The sequence below is a fragment of the Polaromonas sp. genome (assembly GCF_049790275.1).
In the GTDB taxonomy this organism is placed as follows: Bacteria; Pseudomonadota; Gammaproteobacteria; order Burkholderiales; family Burkholderiaceae_C; genus Polaromonas.
The window spans coordinates 1-17,407 of sequence record NZ_JBAQYR010000136.1 but is presented as its reverse complement, the minus strand read 5'-3'; the positions used below and the strand labels follow the sequence as shown (position 1 = coordinate 17,407).

12 protein-coding genes and 1 pseudogene are annotated in these 17,407 nt (G+C 63.3%); all 13 read left to right on the top strand.

Annotated elements, in window-relative coordinates:
* The first annotated feature begins 13 nt into the window (after nt 1-13).
* Nucleotides 14-715 (top strand): response regulator, encoded by a 702-nt coding sequence (locus WA904_RS18680; protein ID WP_425198629.1) that lies wholly within the window; start codon nt 14-16, stop codon nt 713-715.
* 160 nt (nt 716-875) lie between these two features.
* Nucleotides 876-2,138, top strand: coding sequence for an MFS transporter (locus WA904_RS18675; RefSeq protein ID WP_425198628.1), 1,263 nt, complete (start codon nt 876-878; stop codon nt 2,136-2,138).
* A gap of 28 nt (nt 2,139-2,166) precedes the next feature.
* Complete coding sequence (locus WA904_RS18670) at nt 2,167-3,831, top strand: antiporter (protein WP_425198627.1); 1,665 nt, start codon at nt 2,167-2,169, stop codon at nt 3,829-3,831.
* Between the two features lie 42 nt (nt 3,832-3,873).
* Nucleotides 3,874-7,692, top strand: coding sequence for a nitrate reductase subunit alpha (locus tag WA904_RS18665; protein WP_425198626.1), 3,819 nt, complete (start codon nt 3,874-3,876; stop codon nt 7,690-7,692).
* On the top strand, nt 7,689-9,221 hold the full coding sequence (gene narH / locus WA904_RS18660; RefSeq protein ID WP_425198625.1) for a nitrate reductase subunit beta: 1,533 nt from the start codon (nt 7,689-7,691) through the stop codon (nt 9,219-9,221). Before WA904_RS18665 ends, narH begins: the two co-directional genes overlap by 4 nt.
* A gap of 3 nt (nt 9,222-9,224) precedes the next feature.
* The gene (gene narJ, locus WA904_RS18655) at nt 9,225-9,932 is read left to right on the top strand and encodes a nitrate reductase molybdenum cofactor assembly chaperone (protein ID WP_425198624.1); all 708 of its coding nucleotides are present in this window, start codon (nt 9,225-9,227) and stop codon (nt 9,930-9,932) included.
* Entirely contained in the window at nt 9,929-10,651 is a 723-nt protein-coding gene (narI, locus tag WA904_RS18650; protein ID WP_425198623.1) for a respiratory nitrate reductase subunit gamma, read from the top strand. The genes narJ and narI overlap by 4 nt, the downstream gene beginning before the upstream one ends.
* A gap of 23 nt (nt 10,652-10,674) precedes the next feature.
* Nucleotides 10,675-11,535, top strand: coding sequence for a peptidylprolyl isomerase (locus tag WA904_RS18645; RefSeq protein WP_425198622.1), 861 nt, complete (start codon nt 10,675-10,677; stop codon nt 11,533-11,535).
* Nucleotides 11,532-12,224, top strand: coding sequence for a carbonic anhydrase (locus WA904_RS18640; protein WP_425198621.1), 693 nt, complete (start codon nt 11,532-11,534; stop codon nt 12,222-12,224). Before WA904_RS18645 ends, WA904_RS18640 begins: the two co-directional genes overlap by 4 nt.
* Entirely contained in the window at nt 12,202-13,470 is a 1,269-nt protein-coding gene (locus tag WA904_RS18635) for an NAD(P)H-dependent flavin oxidoreductase (protein ID WP_425198620.1), read from the top strand. Before WA904_RS18640 ends, WA904_RS18635 begins: the two co-directional genes overlap by 23 nt.
* Complete coding sequence (locus tag WA904_RS18630) at nt 13,467-15,893, top strand: adenosylcobalamin-dependent ribonucleoside-diphosphate reductase (RefSeq protein ID WP_425198619.1); 2,427 nt, start codon at nt 13,467-13,469, stop codon at nt 15,891-15,893. Before WA904_RS18635 ends, WA904_RS18630 begins: the two co-directional genes overlap by 4 nt.
* On the top strand, nt 15,890-17,212 hold the full coding sequence (locus tag WA904_RS18625; protein WP_425198618.1) for an NnrS family protein: 1,323 nt from the start codon (nt 15,890-15,892) through the stop codon (nt 17,210-17,212). The genes WA904_RS18630 and WA904_RS18625 overlap by 4 nt, the downstream gene beginning before the upstream one ends.
* 11 nt (nt 17,213-17,223) lie before the next feature.
* Nucleotides 17,224-17,407 (top strand): annotated as a pseudogene (locus tag WA904_RS18620) (nitroreductase family protein); the annotation flags it as partial.

The following is a 17,407-nucleotide window of genomic DNA, read 5'->3' as shown; positions in this document are numbered from 1 at the left end:
GAAAACACGCACCATGAAACCGATCGAGTTGCTGGTGGTCGACGACCACACCCTGTTTCGCCGTGGCCTCGTGGCACTGCTGTCGCAGGACGGGCGTTTCGAGGTTGCCGGAGAAGCCGGCGACATTGGTGAGGCATTGCGTTGTGTCGAGCAGCGCAAACCCGACCTGATCCTGCTGGACAACCACCTGCCGGGCGTCCTCGGCGTGGACGGCATTGCAACACTCAAGGAGGCGGCGCCCGGTGTCCGCATCCTGATGCTGACGGTGAGCGAAAACGAGGACGATCTGGCCACCGCGCTGCAGGCGGGTGCCGACGGTTACCTGCTCAAAACCGTGGAGCTGGACAGCTTGTCAGAGTCCATCATCAAGGTGTTGGACGGCGAGTCGGTGGTCAGTCCGGAGATGATGACCAAGCTGGTTGCTGCTTTCCGGGCCAAGACCCCGCTGCCCGTGACCGGCGAGGCAGTGTCGGCAGAAGCAGGCCGCAATGGGAACGCACCGGTGCCGGATGACTCGGCCCTTGCGCTCCTGTCGGCGCGCGAGCGGGAAGTGCTCGCACTGATTGCGCGCGGCGACAGCAACAAGGTGATTGCCCGCAAGCTCGACATTGCGGAGACCACGGTGAAGATTCACGTCCAGCACATCCTGCGCAAGCTGCAGCTCAGCTCGCGGGTGCAGGCGGCCGTGTACGCGACTGGCCGCGACCTGACTTGACAAACATCAAGGCCGGCGCAGTTTGACCCGGCAGTAGTTCTTCAGAACGAGACGGCCGGGCTTGCCGCCGTTTCTTTTATGCCCTCTCCCTGTTCCTAAGGAGGATATTCAGAGGCGCGCCAAAAGCCGACAGTCATGCCATGTCTCAGGAGAAACATGCATGAGTTCTGAACTCGGTAATTCAAGGAAGGCCTGGTCCGTGCTGATTGTCAGCACGCTGGCTTTCACCGTCTGCTTCATGGTCTGGATGATGTTCGGCGTGATCGGCATCCCGATCAAGAAGATGCTCAACCTCAATGCCACGGAGTTCGGCTTGCTCGCGGCCACGCCGGTTCTGACCGGTTCCCTGATCCGCGTCCCGCTGGGCATCTGGACCGACCGCTACGGTGGACGCATCGTGATGGCCATCCTGATGGCGATCACGGTGCCCGCGATCTGGCTCATGAGTTACGCCACGGCCTACTGGCACTTTCTGGTGATCGGCCTGTTTGTTGGTCTGGCCGGCGGTTCGTTCTCGGTGGGCACACCCTATGTGGCGCGCTGGTTCCCGAAAAGCCGCCAGGGCATGGCGATGGGTGTGTACGGTGCCGGCAATTCGGGCGCGGCCGTCAACAAGTTCGTGGCTCCAGTGTTGCTGGTGGCCTTTGGTTGGGCCATGGTGCCGCAGGTATACGCCGTCATCATGATGGGCGCGCTGGTGCTGTTCTGGCTGTTCAGCTACAGCGACCCTTCGCACCTGGTACCCAGCCATGTCAAGTTCAGCGACCAGCTTAAGGCATTGAAAGACCCCAAGGTCCTGAAGTACTGCCAGTACTACAGCATCGTGTTCGGCGGCTATGTGGCCCTGTCGCTCTGGATGGTGCAGTACTACGTGGGTGAATTCGGCCTGGACATTCGCGTGGCTGCACTGCTGGCCGCCTGCTTCTCATTGCCCGGCGGCGTGCTGCGGGCCTTTGGCGGTGTGTTGTCAGACAAATACGGTGCGCACAGCGTGACCTGGTGGGTGATGTGGGTCAGCTGGATCTGCCTCTTCCTGCTGTCCTACCCGCAGACCGACTTCACCATCCTCACGGTCAATGGCCCGGCGACCTTCCACTTGGGGCTGAACGTCTACACCTTCACCGCGCTGATGTTCACCTTGGGTATTGCCTGGGCCTTCGGCAAGGCCAGTGTCTTCAAGTACATCAGCGACGACTATGGTGCCAACATCGGCGCGATCAGCGGCATTGTCGGGCTGGCCGGCGGCCTGGGCGGCTTTGTGCTGCCCATCATCTTCGGCGGCCTGATGGACCTGACAGGCATCCGCTCCAGTGCCTTCATGTTCATGTACGGCGTTGTCTGGGTCTCGCTGATCTGGATGTACTGGACCGAAGTGCGGCGCACCGAGGTCATGGGGTCGAACGCAAGCGGCGCATCGGCCTGATGCGGCCATCTTCTTCAAGGAAAAAATCATGAGTACCAAGTCCGCAGCAAGTGCTGCCATTCCGGCCCTTCAGTCGCGTTCCTCAGGCGTTGACATCACCGACTGGCGTCCCGAGGACGAACAGTTCTGGGAAAGCACCGGCAAGCGTATTGCCTACCGCAACCTCTGGATCTCTGTGCCCAGCCTGCTGTGCGGCTTTGCCGTCTGGGGCATGTGGGGCATCATCACCGTGCAGATGCTCAACCTGGGCTTTCCCTTCACCCAGGCCGAACTGTTCACGCTGACGGCTATTGCGGGCCTGGCCGGCGCTACCATGCGCATTCCGGCCTCCTTCCTGATCCGGCTGGCCGGTGGACGCAACACCATTTTCCTGACGACGTCGATGCTGCTGGCACCGGCCATCGGCACCGGCATCGTGCTGCAGCATCCCGAGTGGCCGCTGTGGTCCTTTCAGTTGATGGCCTTGTGGTGTGGGGTGGGTGGCGGCAACTTCGCCAGCTCCATGTCCAACATCAGCACCTTCTTTCCCAAGCGGCTACAGGGCACGGCACTTGGCCTGAATGCAGGACTGGGCAATTTCGGCGTGACGACCATGCAGATCGTCATACCGCTGGTGATGACCCTGAGTCTGTTTGGAGGCTTCGCAGGCGAATCGACCACGCTGGTCAAGGACAGCGGCTGGATCCTCGGCAAGATTGTTGCGGGCACACCCACCTGGATACAGAACGCCGGCTTTGCCTGGCTGTTGTCGCTGATACCGTTGTCGGCCCTCTGTTTCTTTGGCATGAACAACCTGAAGACCGTTTCTCCCGCCATTGGCGGCACGATCCCGGCTTTTCTCAAAATCATTTGGCTCTACACGCTGTCGTTTGTGCCGGCAGGCATTGGCCTGTACCTTTACCTGCCCAAACCCACGGGCTTGGGCTTGCTCAACATGTGGATCGCCATGCCCTTGATTGTGGCAAGCACCTTGCTGGTGCTCAAGCTCACTGCTTTTGGCACGATGAAAGAAAACATCACCAAGCAGTTTGCGATCTTCAGCAACAAACACACCTGGTCACTGACCTTGCTGTACATCGTGACCTTCGGCTCCTTCATCGGATTTTCGATGGCCCTGCCGTTAGCCATCACGGTGATTTTTGGCATCAGCCATGTGCCTGACGCATCAGGTGTCATGCAACACGCGCTGAAAAATCCCAATGCTCCCTCGGCACTGACCTTTGCCTGGATAGGCCCCTTTGTGGGCGCGTTGATTCGCCCCGTGGGTGGTTGGGTGTCCGACAAGGTAGGCGGCTCCATCGTGACTCAGATCATTTCTGCCGTCATGGTCGCGGCCTCCGCAGGCGTGGGGTACGTCATGCTTCTTGCCTACAAGTCGGCCACGCCCGAGGAGTATTTCTTACTCTTCATGGTGCTGTTTATCGTGCTGTTTGCCGCCAGTGGCATCGGCAACGGCTCCACCTTCCGCACGATTGGCGTCATCTTCGACCGCCAGCAGGCCGGGCCGGTGCTGGGTTGGACCTCGGCCATTGCCGCCTACGGTGCCTTCATCGCCCCGGTGGTCATCGGCGCTCAGATCAAGGCCGGCACGCCGGAAAACGCCATGTACGGCTTTGCCATCTTCTATGCCCTGTGTCTGGTGCTGAACTGGTGGTTTTACCTGCGTCGCGGCGCAGAGATCAAAAACCCCTGACCCACCGCTGGGCCCGCTTTTGCCGCTTTACCGGAGAATCAAATGAGTCATTTTCTTGATCGACTGAGCCACTTTTCCAATCCCCGGGAGTCCTTTTCCGGGGCGCACGGTGTCACCACCGCCGAAGACCGGACCTGGGAAGACGCCTACCGCAACCGCTGGGCGCACGACAAGATCGTGCGCAGCACCCATGGCGTGAACTGCACGGGATCGTGTTCGTGGAAGATCTATGTCAAGGGCGGCATCGTCACCTGGGAAACCCAGCAGACCGACTACCCGCGCACGCGCTGGGACATGCCCAACCATGAGCCGCGCGGCTGCTCGCGCGGTGCCAGCTACAGCTGGTACCTGTACAGCGCCAACCGCGTCAAATACCCCATGGTGCGAGCGCGCCTGCTCAAGCACTGGCGCGAAGCCCGTTTGACGCTGCCGCCGGTCGAGGCCTGGGCGGCCGTGGTGCAGGACGACGCCAAGCGGCGCGACTACCAGAGCGTGCGCGGCCTTGGCGGGTTTGTCCGCTCCAGCTGGGACGAGGTCAACGAGATCATTGCGGCCTCCAATGTCCACACGATCAAGAAACACGGTGCTGACCGCATCATCGGTTTCTCGCCGATTCCTGCAATGTCCATGGTCAGCTACGCCGCTGGCTCGCGCTACCTGTCGCTGATAGGCGGCGTGTGCATGAGCTTTTACGATTGGTATTGCGACCTGCCTCCGTCCAGTCCCCAGGTCTGGGGTGAGCAAACCGACGTGCCGGAGTCGGCCGACTGGTACAACTCGGGTTTCATCATTGCCTGGGGTTCCAACGTGCCACAGACGCGCACCCCCGATGCGCACTTCTTCACCGAAGTCCGTTACAAGGGTACCAAGACCGTGGCGATCACGCCCGACTATTCCGAGGTCGCCAAACTCTCCGACCTGTGGCTGCATCCCAAGCAGGGCACCGACGCCGCGGTCGCCATGGCCATGGGCCATGTGATCCTGAAGGACTTCTATTTTGGCGGCAACGGCAAGCCGCGCTCGGCCTACTTCGACCACTACGCGCGCCGCTACACCGACCTGCCTATGCTGGTGATGCTCAAGGAGCATCAGCTTGAAAACGGCGAAACCGTTTTGGTGCCGGACCGGTATGTGCGCGCGTCCGACTTCAACGGCAAGCTGGGCCAGGCGAACAACCCGGAATGGAAAACCGTCGCCTTCGACGCGAAGGGCAAGGTTGTGTTGCCGCACGGCGCTATCGGCTTTCGCTGGGGTCCGGATGGCCGCGCTGACGCCGGGCAGTGGAACCTGGAGTCGAAAGAGGCGCGCCAGGGTGACGAGGTCACGCTCAAACTGTCGGTGATGGAGGGTGATGTGCCCGGTTTCGACAGCGCCAAGGTCGGCTTTCCGTACTTCGGCGGCATTCACCATGACCATTTCCAGAACAACGAGCAGGGCGATGTGCTGGTGCGTACGGTGCCGGTGCAGCGCATTTCACTCGGCAAGGCCGGCGAGGAGCGCTCGGCCCTGGTCGCGACGGTGTTCGACCTGCAGGTGGCGCAGTACGGCATTGCCCGCGGCCTGCCCGGTGAACTGGCCGCCGCCGACTTTGACGACAACACTCCCTACACCCCCGCCTGGCAGGAGCAGATCACCGGTGTGCCACGCGACCAGATCATCGCCGTCGCACGCCAGTTTGCCGACAATGCCGACAAGACCGAAGGGCGGTCCATGGTCATCATCGGTGCTGGCATGAACCACTGGTACCACAGTGACATGAACTACCGCAGCGTCATCAACATGCTGATGATGTGCGGCTGCATCGGCAAGAGCGGCGGTGGCTGGGCGCACTACGTGGGCCAGGAAAAGCTGCGGCCGCAGACCGGCTGGACACCGCTGGCGTTCGCGCTCGACTGGATCCGCCCACCCCGGCAGATGAATTCCACCAGCTTCTTTTATGCGCACACCGATCAATGGCGCTACGAGAAGCTCGGTGTGGACGAGGTGTTGTCGCCGCTGGCCGACAAAAAGCTCTACGGCGGCAGCATGATCGACTATAACGTGCGCGCCGAACGCATGGGCTGGTTGCCGAGTGCACCGCAATTGCAGACCAACCCGATGCAGGTGGTCAAGGACGCGCAGGCCGCGGGCCTGGATGCCAAGGACTATGTCGTCAAGTCGCTCAAGGACGGCTCGCTCAGGATGAGTTGCGAGGATCCGGACCATCCGGACAACTGGCCGCGCAACATGTTTGTCTGGCGCTCCAACATCATTGGCTCGTCGGGCAAGGGCCATGAGTACTTCCTCAAACATCTGCTCGGTACGGACAACGGTGTTCAGGGCAAAGACCTCGGCGCCGAAGAAGGCAAACCCGAGGAAGTCATCTGGCACGACAAGGCGCCCGAGGGCAAGCTGGACCTGCTGGTCACGCTCGACTTCCGCATGAGCACAACCTGCCTGTACTCCGACATCGTCCTGCCGACCGCGACCTGGTACGAGAAGAACGACCTCAACACCAGCGACATGCATCCCTTCATCCATCCGCTGTCCACCGCAGTGGATCCGGTGTGGCAATCGAAGAGCGACTGGGAAATCTACAAGGGCTTCGCGAAAAAATTCAGCGAGCTGTGCGAAGGCCATCTCGGTGTCGAAAAGGAAATGGTGCTGACCCCGGTGATGCACGATACCCCGGGCGAGCTGGCCCAGCCTTTTGAGGTCAAGGACTGGAAACGCGGCGAGTGCGAACTGGTACCCGGCAAGACGGCGCCCCAGATGCAGGTGGTCGAACGCGACTACCCCAACGTCTACAAACGTTTCACGGCCGTCGGCCCCCTGCTCAACAAGGTGGGCAACGGCGGCAAGGGCATTGCCTGGAACACCGAAACCGAAGTGCGGCAACTCGGCGAACTCAACGGCCTGGTGACCGAACCCGGCGTGACCCAGGGCATGCCGCGCATCAACAGCGACATCGATGCCTGCGAAATGGTGTTGCAACTCGCGCCTGAAACCAACGGCCACGTGGCGGTCAAGGCGTGGGCGGCACTGGGCAAGCAGACCGGCCGTGAGCACACCCATCTGGCGCTGCATCGCGAGGACGAGAAGATCCGCTTCCGCGACATCCAGGCGCAACCGCGCAAGATCATCAGCTCACCGACCTGGAGCGGCATCGAATCGGAAACCGTGTCCTACAACGCCGGCTACACCAATGTGCATGAACTGATCCCATGGCGCACCCTCACGGGCCGCCAGCAGTTCTACCAGGACCACCCGTGGATGCTGGCTTTCGGCGAGGGCTTGGCCAGCTACCGGCCGCCGGTGAACCTGAAGGCTACCGCCGGTGTGCACGGTATCCGTACCAACGGCAACACCGAGATACTGCTGAACTTCATCACGCCGCACCAGAAGTGGGGCATTCACTCGACCTACACCGACAACCTCTTGATGCTGACGCTGAGCCGGGGCGGACCCATCATCTGGCTCAGTGAAGACGACGCGAAGTTGATCGGGGTCGAGGACAACGACTGGATCGAGGCCTACAACGTCAACGGCGCGATTGCCGCGCGGGCTGTTGTAAGCCAGCGCGTCAAGCCCGGCATGGTGATGATGTACCACGCGCAGGAAAAAATCGTCAACACCCCGGGTTCGGAGATCACCGGCCAGCGCGGCGGCATCCACAACTCGGTGACACGCATCGTGCTCAAACCGACCCACATGATTGGTGGTTATGCGCAGCTTTCCTACGGCTTCAACTACTACGGGACCATAGGCACCAACCGCGACGAATTTGTGGTGGTGCGCAAGATGGACAAAGTGGACTGGCTGGACACGCCGCGCGAAGACGAGAAAGCGTTTGCCGTGCAACAAATGGGAGAAGCAGCATGAAGGTACGCGCACAAATCGGCATGGTGCTGAACCTGGACAAGTGCATTGGCTGCCACACCTGTTCGGTCACCTGCAAAAACGTCTGGACCAGCCGGCCCGGTATGGAATACGCCTGGTTCAACAACGTCGAAACCAAGCCCGGCATCGGCTACCCCAAGGAGTGGGAGAACCAGGACAAGTGGAACGGCGGCTGGGTGCGCAAGGCCGACGGCTCCATCGAGCCGCGCCAGGGCGGCAAGTGGAAGCTGCTGATGCGCATCTTCTCCAACCCGAACATGCCGCAGATCGATGACTATTACGAGCCCTTCACCTTCGATTACGACCACCTGCAGTCGGCGCCGGAAATGCAGGCCACGCCGACAGCGCGGCCGCGCAGCCTGATCACCGGCAAGCGCATGGAAAAAATCGAATGGGGCCCGAACTGGGAAGAGATTCTCGGGGGCGAGTTTTCCAAACGCAGCAAGGACGCCAACCTGGCGAACTTCGACCAGGTCCAGAAAGACATGGTGGGCCAGTTCGAAAACACCTTCATGATGTATTTGCCGCGCCTGTGCGAGCATTGCCTGAACCCGGCCTGTGTGGCGTCCTGTCCTTCGGGCTCGATCTACAAGCGCGAGGAAGACGGCATCGTGCTAATTGACCAGGACAAGTGCCGCGGCTGGCGCATGTGTGTCTCGGGCTGCCCTTACAAGAAAATCTATTACAACTGGAAAAGCGGCAAGGCCGAGAAATGCACCTTCTGCTACCCGCGCATTGAAGCCGGCCAGCCGACCGTCTGCAGCGAAACCTGCGTGGGCCGCATCCGTTACCTCGGTGTGGTGCTGTACGACGCCGACCGCATCCAGGAAGCGGCCAGCGTGGAAGACGACAAGGACCTGTACCAGGCCCAGCTCGACATCTTCCTGGACCCGAACGATCCGAAGGTGATTGAGCAGGCACGCAAGGACGGCATTCCCGAGGCCTGGCTGGAAGGCGCCCGCCGCAGCCCGGTCTACAAGATGGCGGTGGAGTGGAAGGTGGCGCTGCCGCTGCACCCCGAATACCGCACGTTGCCCATGGTCTGGTACGTGCCGCCGCTGTCGCCCATCACCTCGGCGGCCAACGCCGGCCAGATCGGCATCAACGGCGAGCTGCCCGACATCGCGCAGATGCGCATTCCCGTGCAGTACCTGGCCAACCTGCTGACAGCGGGCGACACCGCACCGGTGATCCGTTCACTGCAGCGCATGCTGGCCATGCGGTCCTACCAGCGCAGCAAACATGTGGACCAGGTGCAGAACCTGGCGGTGCTGGAGCAGGCCGGGCTGACGGTGGCCGAGGTCGAGGAGATGTACCACATCATGGCGATTGCCAATTACGAAGACCGCTTCGTGATCCCGAGCAGCCACCGCGAATACGCCGAAAACGCATTCGACATGCGCGGCGGCTGTGGCTTCACCTTCGGCAACGGTTGCTCCGACGGCGCCAGCGACGTCAGCCTGTTCGGCGGCAACAAGAAACGCACCATTCCCATCAAGGTGGAGGTCTGAACCATGGCACTTTTCAACAACACCCCCGCCGTGGCTTCGAAAAGCCTGCGTGTGCTGGCCCGGCTGCTCGGCTACCCCGATGCCGAGCTGCGCGGCCATCTGGGCGCGCTGCGCGAGGCACTGCACGAAGAACGTGCCCTGGAGCCGTTGCGGCTGGCCGAGCTGGATGCCCTGATCGAAGCACTCGCGCTTGCGCCGGCGCTCGAGACCGAGGCGGCTTATGTCGAGCTGTTCGACCGGGGCCGCGCCACCTCGCTGCACCTCTTCGAACACGTGCACGGCGACTCTCGCGATCGCGGGCCGGCCATGATCGACCTGGCGCAGACCTACGAGAAGGCCGGCATGTATCTGGCCGAAGGCGAGATGCCGGACTTCCTGCCGGTGGTGCTCGAGTTCACCTCGACCCAGCCGCCGCGCGAGGCGCGCGAGTTCCTGGCCGAGATGGCACATATTTTCAATGCGATTTTCGCGGCGCTGCAGCAGCGCGAAAGTGGCTACGCCTCCGTGCTGGGGGCCTTGCTGGAGCTGGCCGGGGAGAAGGCCCAGCCGGTACAGATCGCCGCTGAAGAGCCAATCGACGCGATCTGGGAAGAGCCGGTCGTTTTTGATGGCTGTTCCTCCAAAGGCCAGGCCAGGCCGGACCAGCCGCAACCGATCCATATCGTGCCGCACGTGCGCAAGGCGCCATCCACCCAAGGAGTACAAGCATGAGCCCCGGACTTCACGGATTTCTTTTTGGTGTCTACCCCTACATCTGCCTGAGCGTGTTCCTGCTCGGCAGCCTGATCCGCTTCGACCGCGACCAGTACACCTGGAAAAGCGATTCCTCGCAGCTGCTGCGCACCGGCTTGCTGCGCTGGGGAAGCAACCTGTTCCATGTGGGCATCCTGTTCCTTTTCTTCGGTCATCTGGTCGGGCTGTTGACACCCCACGCGGTGTATGGTTTTTTCATGGACGCCGCGACCAAGCAGCGCATGGCGATCTACGCGGGTGGCATTGCCGGCTTCATCTGTTTCATTGGCCTGTCGATGCTGATTTACCGCCGCGTGTTCGACCCGCGCATTCGCTACACCAGCCACAAGACCGACCTCGCGATCCTGCTGATCCTGTGGACGCAGCTGGTGGTGGGCCTGATCACCCTGCCGTATTCATGGGGACACGCTGACGGCAGCGTGATGCTGATCCTGGCTGAATGGGCGCAGCGCATTCTCACGCTGCGCGAGGTGGACTCTGCAGCGCTGGCCGTCCTGCCTTGGCCTTACCGTTTCCACATCGTGTTCGGGATGACCATCTTCCTGCTGTTTCCCTTCAGCCGCCTGGTTCATGTGTGGAGCGGCTTCGGAGCGGTCGCCTACCTGTTCCGTCCCTACCAAATGGTGCGCAGCCGCCGCCTTGGCATTCCTCGCGCCAGGTCGGGCGGCAACCGCTAACCACCGAGAACCGGATTACCACCATGAACACTTCATCTTCCCCATCCCCTGCAGCTGCCCAGGGCTGCGGCAGCGGCGCGTGCCAGTGCGGCAGCCCTGCCGCTGCGCCGGTGCTGCCGATCGCCAGCATCAATGGCATCACACTGCATGCCCCCGGGCAGCGGCCGGACACAGCCACCTTGCGCGAGTTGGCCTATGCCGAGCTGCTCAGACAGGAGGCAGTCCGCCAGGGCCTGTTCCTGAACCACGCCGTGGCGAGCGCGCCCGAACTGGGCCAAGCCGAACGCGAAGTCATCGAGGCCATGGTGGATCAGGCCGTGCACACGCCCCAACCCACCGACGAGGAAGGCCGGCGTTATTACGAAGCCCATAAGGCGCAGTTTCTGGTGGGCCAGGCGCTGCATGTGCGGCACATCCTGTTTGCCGTCACGCCCGGCGTCAACGTCCAGGCGCTTACCGTGCATGCCGAGCGAGCCTTGCTGGAGCTGTCGCACAAGGGGGTGTCTCAGGAGCGGTTTACACAGCTGGCCGCCGAACTGTCGAACTGCCCGAGCAGCGCCCAGGGCGGCGACCTCGGCTGGATAACGCCGGACGACTGTGCGCCCGAACTGGCGACGGAGCTGTTTCACCTCCAGCATGCGCAAACCGGCACCGGCGTGCATCCACGCCTGTTCCACACGCGTTTTGGCTTTCACATCATCGACGTGCTGGAACGCCGCAGCGGCACCCAACCCGCCTATGAAGAAGTGCAGGAGCGCATCACGGCCCTGCTGACCATGCAGTCCCGTGCACGAGCCCTGCACCAGTACATGAGCCTGCTGGTGGGGGAGGCGGAGATAGAAGGCATCGCTCTTGAGGGAGCAGATTCGCCGCTGGTCCAATGACCGAAGACGTTGCAGGCGCGGACGAGCTGTTGCTTCGCTTGCGGCGTTTTCACTCCGATTATTTTCCGCTGCACCAGCAGCGTTTCCAGGACCTGGTGGCGCAGGGGCAGCACCCCAAAACCCTGTTCATCGGCTGCTCGGACTCGCGCGTGGTGCCTTACCTGCTGACTGGTGCCGGCCCGGGCGAGCTTTTCATCGTGCGCAATGTGGGGGCGTTTGTTCCCCCTTACGACGGCTCGCATGGTTTGCACGGCACGATGGCGGCGATCGAGTTCGCGGTGCTCAGCCTGCATGTGGAGCGCATCATCGTCTGCGGCCACAGCCACTGCGGTGCCATCCGCGCGGCCTATGAAGGCGTGCCCGAGGAAGCGGTGGCCCTGCAGGCCTGGCTCAAGCTGGCCAGTGAAGCCCTGCTGCCGGTCCAGGCTAGCCCCGAGGCCCTGCGTCGCACAGAACAGCGCATCGTGGTGCTGCAACTCGAGCGTTTGATGGCTTACCCCATGGTACGGCGTGAGGTCGAGAAGGGCACGTTGACCCTGCACGGCTGGCATTACGTGATTGAGGACGGTGAAATCCACATCTTTGATGTACGGCAAGGAAGTTTTGTGCCTGCTGCGATAGCCTCCAACAGCGGCACTGGCCCGTACCAACCTTATGTGGAGCACGATGGACAAATCATCAGCAACTGACCTGGCAGCCAAGGCCAGTGCCGACCCAGCCGCGGCGGCTGCAATATTGGAGGCGCAGGCCCGCGATTCGGGCCTGCGGCCCTGGCGGCTGGGCGGCAAGGATCTGATTCCGGTGGTGCAGGGCGGCATGGGTGTGTGTGTGTCGGCCGGTGGCCTGGCTGGCGCGGTGGCGCGCCTGGGCGGAGTGGGCACGGTGTCTTCCGTGGACTTGCGGCGCCTGCATCCGGACCTGATGGCCCAAACCGGCCACCTGGACAAGGAGCCCGATGCGAAAGCCCTGATCAATGCGGCGAACCTCGAGGCACTGGACCGCGAAATTCGCAGGGCGCGCCAGCTGGCGCAGGGACGGGGCCTGATTGCCGTCAACATCATGAAGGCGCTCGGCGCCTACGAAGACTATGTGCGCCAGGCGCTGGCCAGCGGTGCCGATGCGCTGGTGGTCGGCGCGGGCCTGCCGCTGGATTTGCCGGAGCTGGCGCGTGACCATCCCGGCGCAGCGCTGATTCCCATCCTGTCGGATGCGCGGGGCGTGCAGTTGCTGGTGCGCAAGTGGCAAAAAAAAGGCCGCCTGCCCGATGCCATCGTGATCGAGCATCCCGGTCTCGCAGGTGGCCATCTGGGCGCCGCCAAAGTTGCAGACCTGCATGACACACGTTTTGACTTCGATGTGGTTATTCCACAGGTGCTGGAGTTCTTCAAGACGGCCGGCATCGAACGCGAGATTCCGCTGATTGCCGCCGGCGGCATCAATTGCCGGGACGACATCCTGCGCCTGCAGGCCCTGGGCGCATCGGCCGTGCAGTTGGGGACGGCTTTTGCCGTCACCCAGGAGTGTGATGCCGACCCCGCCTTCAAGAAGGTGCTGGCCGAAGCCAAACCGGAAGACATGGTGGAGTTCATCAGCGTGGCAGGCCTGCCCGCGCGTGCGGTACGCACTCCCTGGCTGGAGAAGTACATCCGGCTCGAACCCAAGCTCCAGGCGGCGGCCCATGTGAAAGCCAAATGCAACATGTCGTTCGATTGCCTCACCCATTGCGGCCTGCGCGATGGCGTGGCCAGCATGGGCCAGTTCTGCATCGACCAGCAGCTCGGCCATGCCTTCGACGGCAATACGCGCAAAGGCCTTTTCTTCCGTGGTGCCGCCCGCCTGCCGTTTGGCGACCAGATCCGTTCGGTGCAAGAATTGATGCAATGGCTGCTCGGCGGAATCCGGCCAGCAACGTCCATCGCAGGAGCACAAGCATGAAACGCGATCAATTTGGCCGGCCGCAGGATATGACGGCCACCCAGCCCATCAGTCAGGATGTGCTGAAGGAAAAATACCTCAAACCCGGCGAGTCGGGTGTGGAAGACCTGTACCGGCGCGTGGCGCATGCCCTGGCCTCGGTCGAGCCGGAAGCGGAGCGCGCCAAACACGAGGCGCTGTTCCTCGAGAACCTGCACGCCGGCGCCATAGGCGCGGGCCGCATCATGAGCGCGGCCGGCACAGCCATCCAGGCTACGCTGATCAACTGCTTTGTGCAGCCCGTGGGCGACTGCATCCAGGGCGTGGATGACGGCGGTTACCCCGGCATTTACGAGGCCCTGCGCGAAGCGGCCGAAACCATGCGGCGCGGTGGCGGCGTGGGCTACGATTTTTCGCGCATCCGGCCGCGCGGCGCGGAGGTCAAGGCCACGGCCTCCATGGCCTCCGGACCGTGCAGCTACATCAATGTGTTTGACCAGTCGTGCTCCACCGTGGAAAGCGCGGGTTCACGGCGCGGTGCGCAGATGGGCGTGCTGCGCATCGATCATCCGGATGTGCACGAGTTCATCACCGCCAAGCGCACGCCCGGGCGCTGGAACAACTTCAATGTCTCGGTTGGCATGCCGGACACCTTCATGCACGCTCTGGCCGAAGACCAGCCCTGGGAGCTGGTGCACAAGGCCAAACCCGGCGCCCCGCTGATTGCGCAGGGCGCGTTCCAGCGCGCCGACGGCCTGTGGGTCTACCAGACGGTAGCGGCACGCGAGTTGTGGGACACCGTGATGCGCTCGGCCTACGATTTCGCCGAGCCCGGCATCCTGTTCCTGGACCACATCAACCACGACAACAACCTGCGTTATTGCGAAGAGATTGCGGCGACCAATCCCTGCGGCGAACAGCCGCTTCCGCCTTATGGCTGCTGCGACCTCGGCCCCATCATCCTCACGCGTTTTGTACGCCACCCCTTTGGCTTCAATGGCGTGCCGGACTTTGATTTCGAGGCTTTTGCGAAGTCGGTGACAACCCAGGTGCGGGCGCTGGACAACGTGCTCGACGTGACCTTCTGGCCGCTACCGCAGCAGCAGGCCGAGTCGGCCGCCAAGCGCCGCATCGGCGTCGGTTTCACCGGTTTGGGCAATGCGCTGGCCATGTTGTGCCTGCGTTACGACGCGCCCGAGGGCCGCGAAATGGCGGCGCGTATTGCTGTCGCCATGCGCGATGCGGCCTACACCGCCTCGGTGGCGCTGGCGAAAGAAAAAGGCGCCTTCCCCAAGTTCGACGCCGACGGGTATCTCGCCGCAGGCACCTTTGCCAGCCGCTTGCCGGCCGCCCTGCAGCAATCCATCCGCGCCAACGGCATCCGCAACAGCCACCTGTTGTCGATTGCCCCGACCGGCACCGTCAGCCTGGCGTTTGCCGACAATGCGTCCAACGGCATCGAGCCTCCGTTTTCGTGGATGTACCGGCGCAAGAAACGCGAGTCCGACGGCAGCACCACCGAATACGCGGTGGAAGACCATGCCTGGCGCCTGTACCGCGAACTCGGTGGGGACGTGGACAAACTGCCCGGCTACTTTGTGTCGGCGCTCGAGATGTCTGCGGACAGCCACATTGGCATGATGGAAGCGGTGCAGCCCTTTGTGGACACGGCGATCTCCAAAACCGTCAATGTGCCGGCCGACTATGCGTACGAGGACTTCAAGGGCCTGTACCAGCAGGCCTGGCGCGCGAAGCTCAAGGGCCTGGCCACCTACCGGCCCAATGCGATTCTCGGGTCGGTGCTGGAGGCCCATGTGAGTCCCGCTGCCACACCAGCCGCGGCAGCGCCCATGGATCCGATGCGCACGGTGATCGAAAGCCGTCCCAAGGGTGCCTTGTCCGCCGTCGCCGAGAAGGTCGATTACTGGACGCAGGAAGGGCACAAGACGCTTTACATCGTGGTGTCTTTCCTGCCGGTGCCCTCGGCCAGCGGCGAAGGCACGGTCGAGCGGGCCATCGAATTTTTCATGCCTGTGGGCCAGAGCGGTGAGTCGCAGCAGTGGATTACCTCCAGCATGCGCATGCTGTCGCTGGCCGCGCGCGGCGGTTTCCTCGAACGTGCGCTCAGCGACATGCGCAAGGTGGCCTGGGACCGCGGCCCGGTGCGGCTGGGCACCTACGAGAAGGCCGACGGCACACGCGTGCCGCTGTGGCACGACTCGGAAGTCGCTGCCATTGCCTATGCAGTGCAGAACATCATCGCGCGGCGTGCCCACCAGCCCGCAGGCGGTGCGGCGCCCGTGGTGGAGCCGCAGATTGACATGGCCCTCGCGCCGCCGGTGATGGCGGGCAAGAAGTGCAGCGAATGTGGTGCCCATGCGGTGATCCGCAAGGACGGCTGCGACTATTGCACCCAGTGCGGCCATCTTGGGGTGTGTGGATGAGTGAACGCCCGGTCATCGCCCTGCGGGTGATTCCGGGCAAACCTTCTGCCAGCGCGCGTGCGCAGGTGGAGCGCCGCTGGCGCGCCGGCCACCTGCTGCTGGCGCCGCACCGGCTGGGTTTCTTTCTGGCCGTGAGCTTGCTCGCAGCGGCCGCCGGCTGGTGGGTGCTGGTGCAACTGGACCGTGTCAGTGCGGTGCTGAGCCTGCCGTATGCACTGTCGCCGTCACTTGTGCACGGGGCGGTGATGAGCCTGGGTTTCCTGCCGCTGTTCTTTTCGGGGTTTCTGTTCACGGCCGGGCCCAAATGGCTGGGCGTGCAGCCCCTGGCGCCCCGGCAGCTGCTGGTGCCCTTGTTGTGCCAGGCGGGCGGCTGGCTGGTCTGGCTGATCGGTGCGCACCTGCACGGCCTGACGGCGCTGGCCGGGTTGCTGCTGGCAGGCGTGGGCCTGGCCTGGGTAACAGCCCTGTTCTGGGGCCTGATCCGGCGCAGCCGGGCTGAAGACCAGCTGCATGCGCGCACGGTAGGCGCGGCCTGCGTGGTGGGTTGCCTGAGCCTGGCGGGTCTCGCACTCAGTTTGCTGCTGGGTGCGCCTGCGGTGGCGCGTGCCTGCGTGTTGACCAGCTTGTGGGGCTTCATTGTGGTGGTGTATGTGTCGGTGGCACACCGCATGATCCCTTTTTTCACCTCCAGCGCCTTGCCCTTCATCGACGCCTGGCGCCCCTTCTGGGTGTTGTGGCTGATGCTAGGCGTTGCGGCCGTCGAAGTGGCCGCCGTCTGGATCGAATTCGATGGTTCGCCGCAGGGTGTGGCTGGCATGGTGTGGATGGCCGCACGTGGTGCGTTTGAGCTCGCGGCCGGTGCTGTCCTGCTCTGGCTGGCCGTGGTGTGGGGCCTGGTGCAGAGCCTCAAAAACCGCCTGCTGGCCATGCTGCACATCGGGTTTTTCTGGTTCGGTCTGGCCCTGGTGCTGGGCGGGGTATCGCAGTGGCTGGACCTGCTGCAGGACGCTCCGGTGCTGGCCCTCGGGTCGCTGCATGCCCTGACCATGGGTTGCCTGGCGTCGTTGATGCTGGCCATGGTCACGCGGGTGTCCTGCGGCCACAGCGGGCGTGCGCTGGTGGCGGACAAGCTGGTCTGGTCGCTGTTCTGGTTGTTGCAGGCAGCAACGCTGCTGCGCATTGCTGCCGCCGCGCAAACCGCATGGGCGGGCGGGCTGCTGCTGGCGGCCGCGCTGTTGTGGGCCGGCGTCATGGGTGTGTGGGGCCTGCGGCTGGGCAGCTGGTATGGCCGGCTGCGTACCGACGGACGGCCCGGTTGAGGCATGCCCCGATGAGCCCGGCGGCTGTTCCACTTCCCGCATCCGTTACGCCTGACACCGACCAGGCCGTTCTGGCGGCTGCGCTCATGCAGTCGCGCCAGACCATTTTGCCCAGGCGCCTCGTGGCGCCCGGCCCCGACGCAAGGCAGCTCGGCATGATCCTGAATGCCGCGGCGACCGCGCCGGACCACGGGC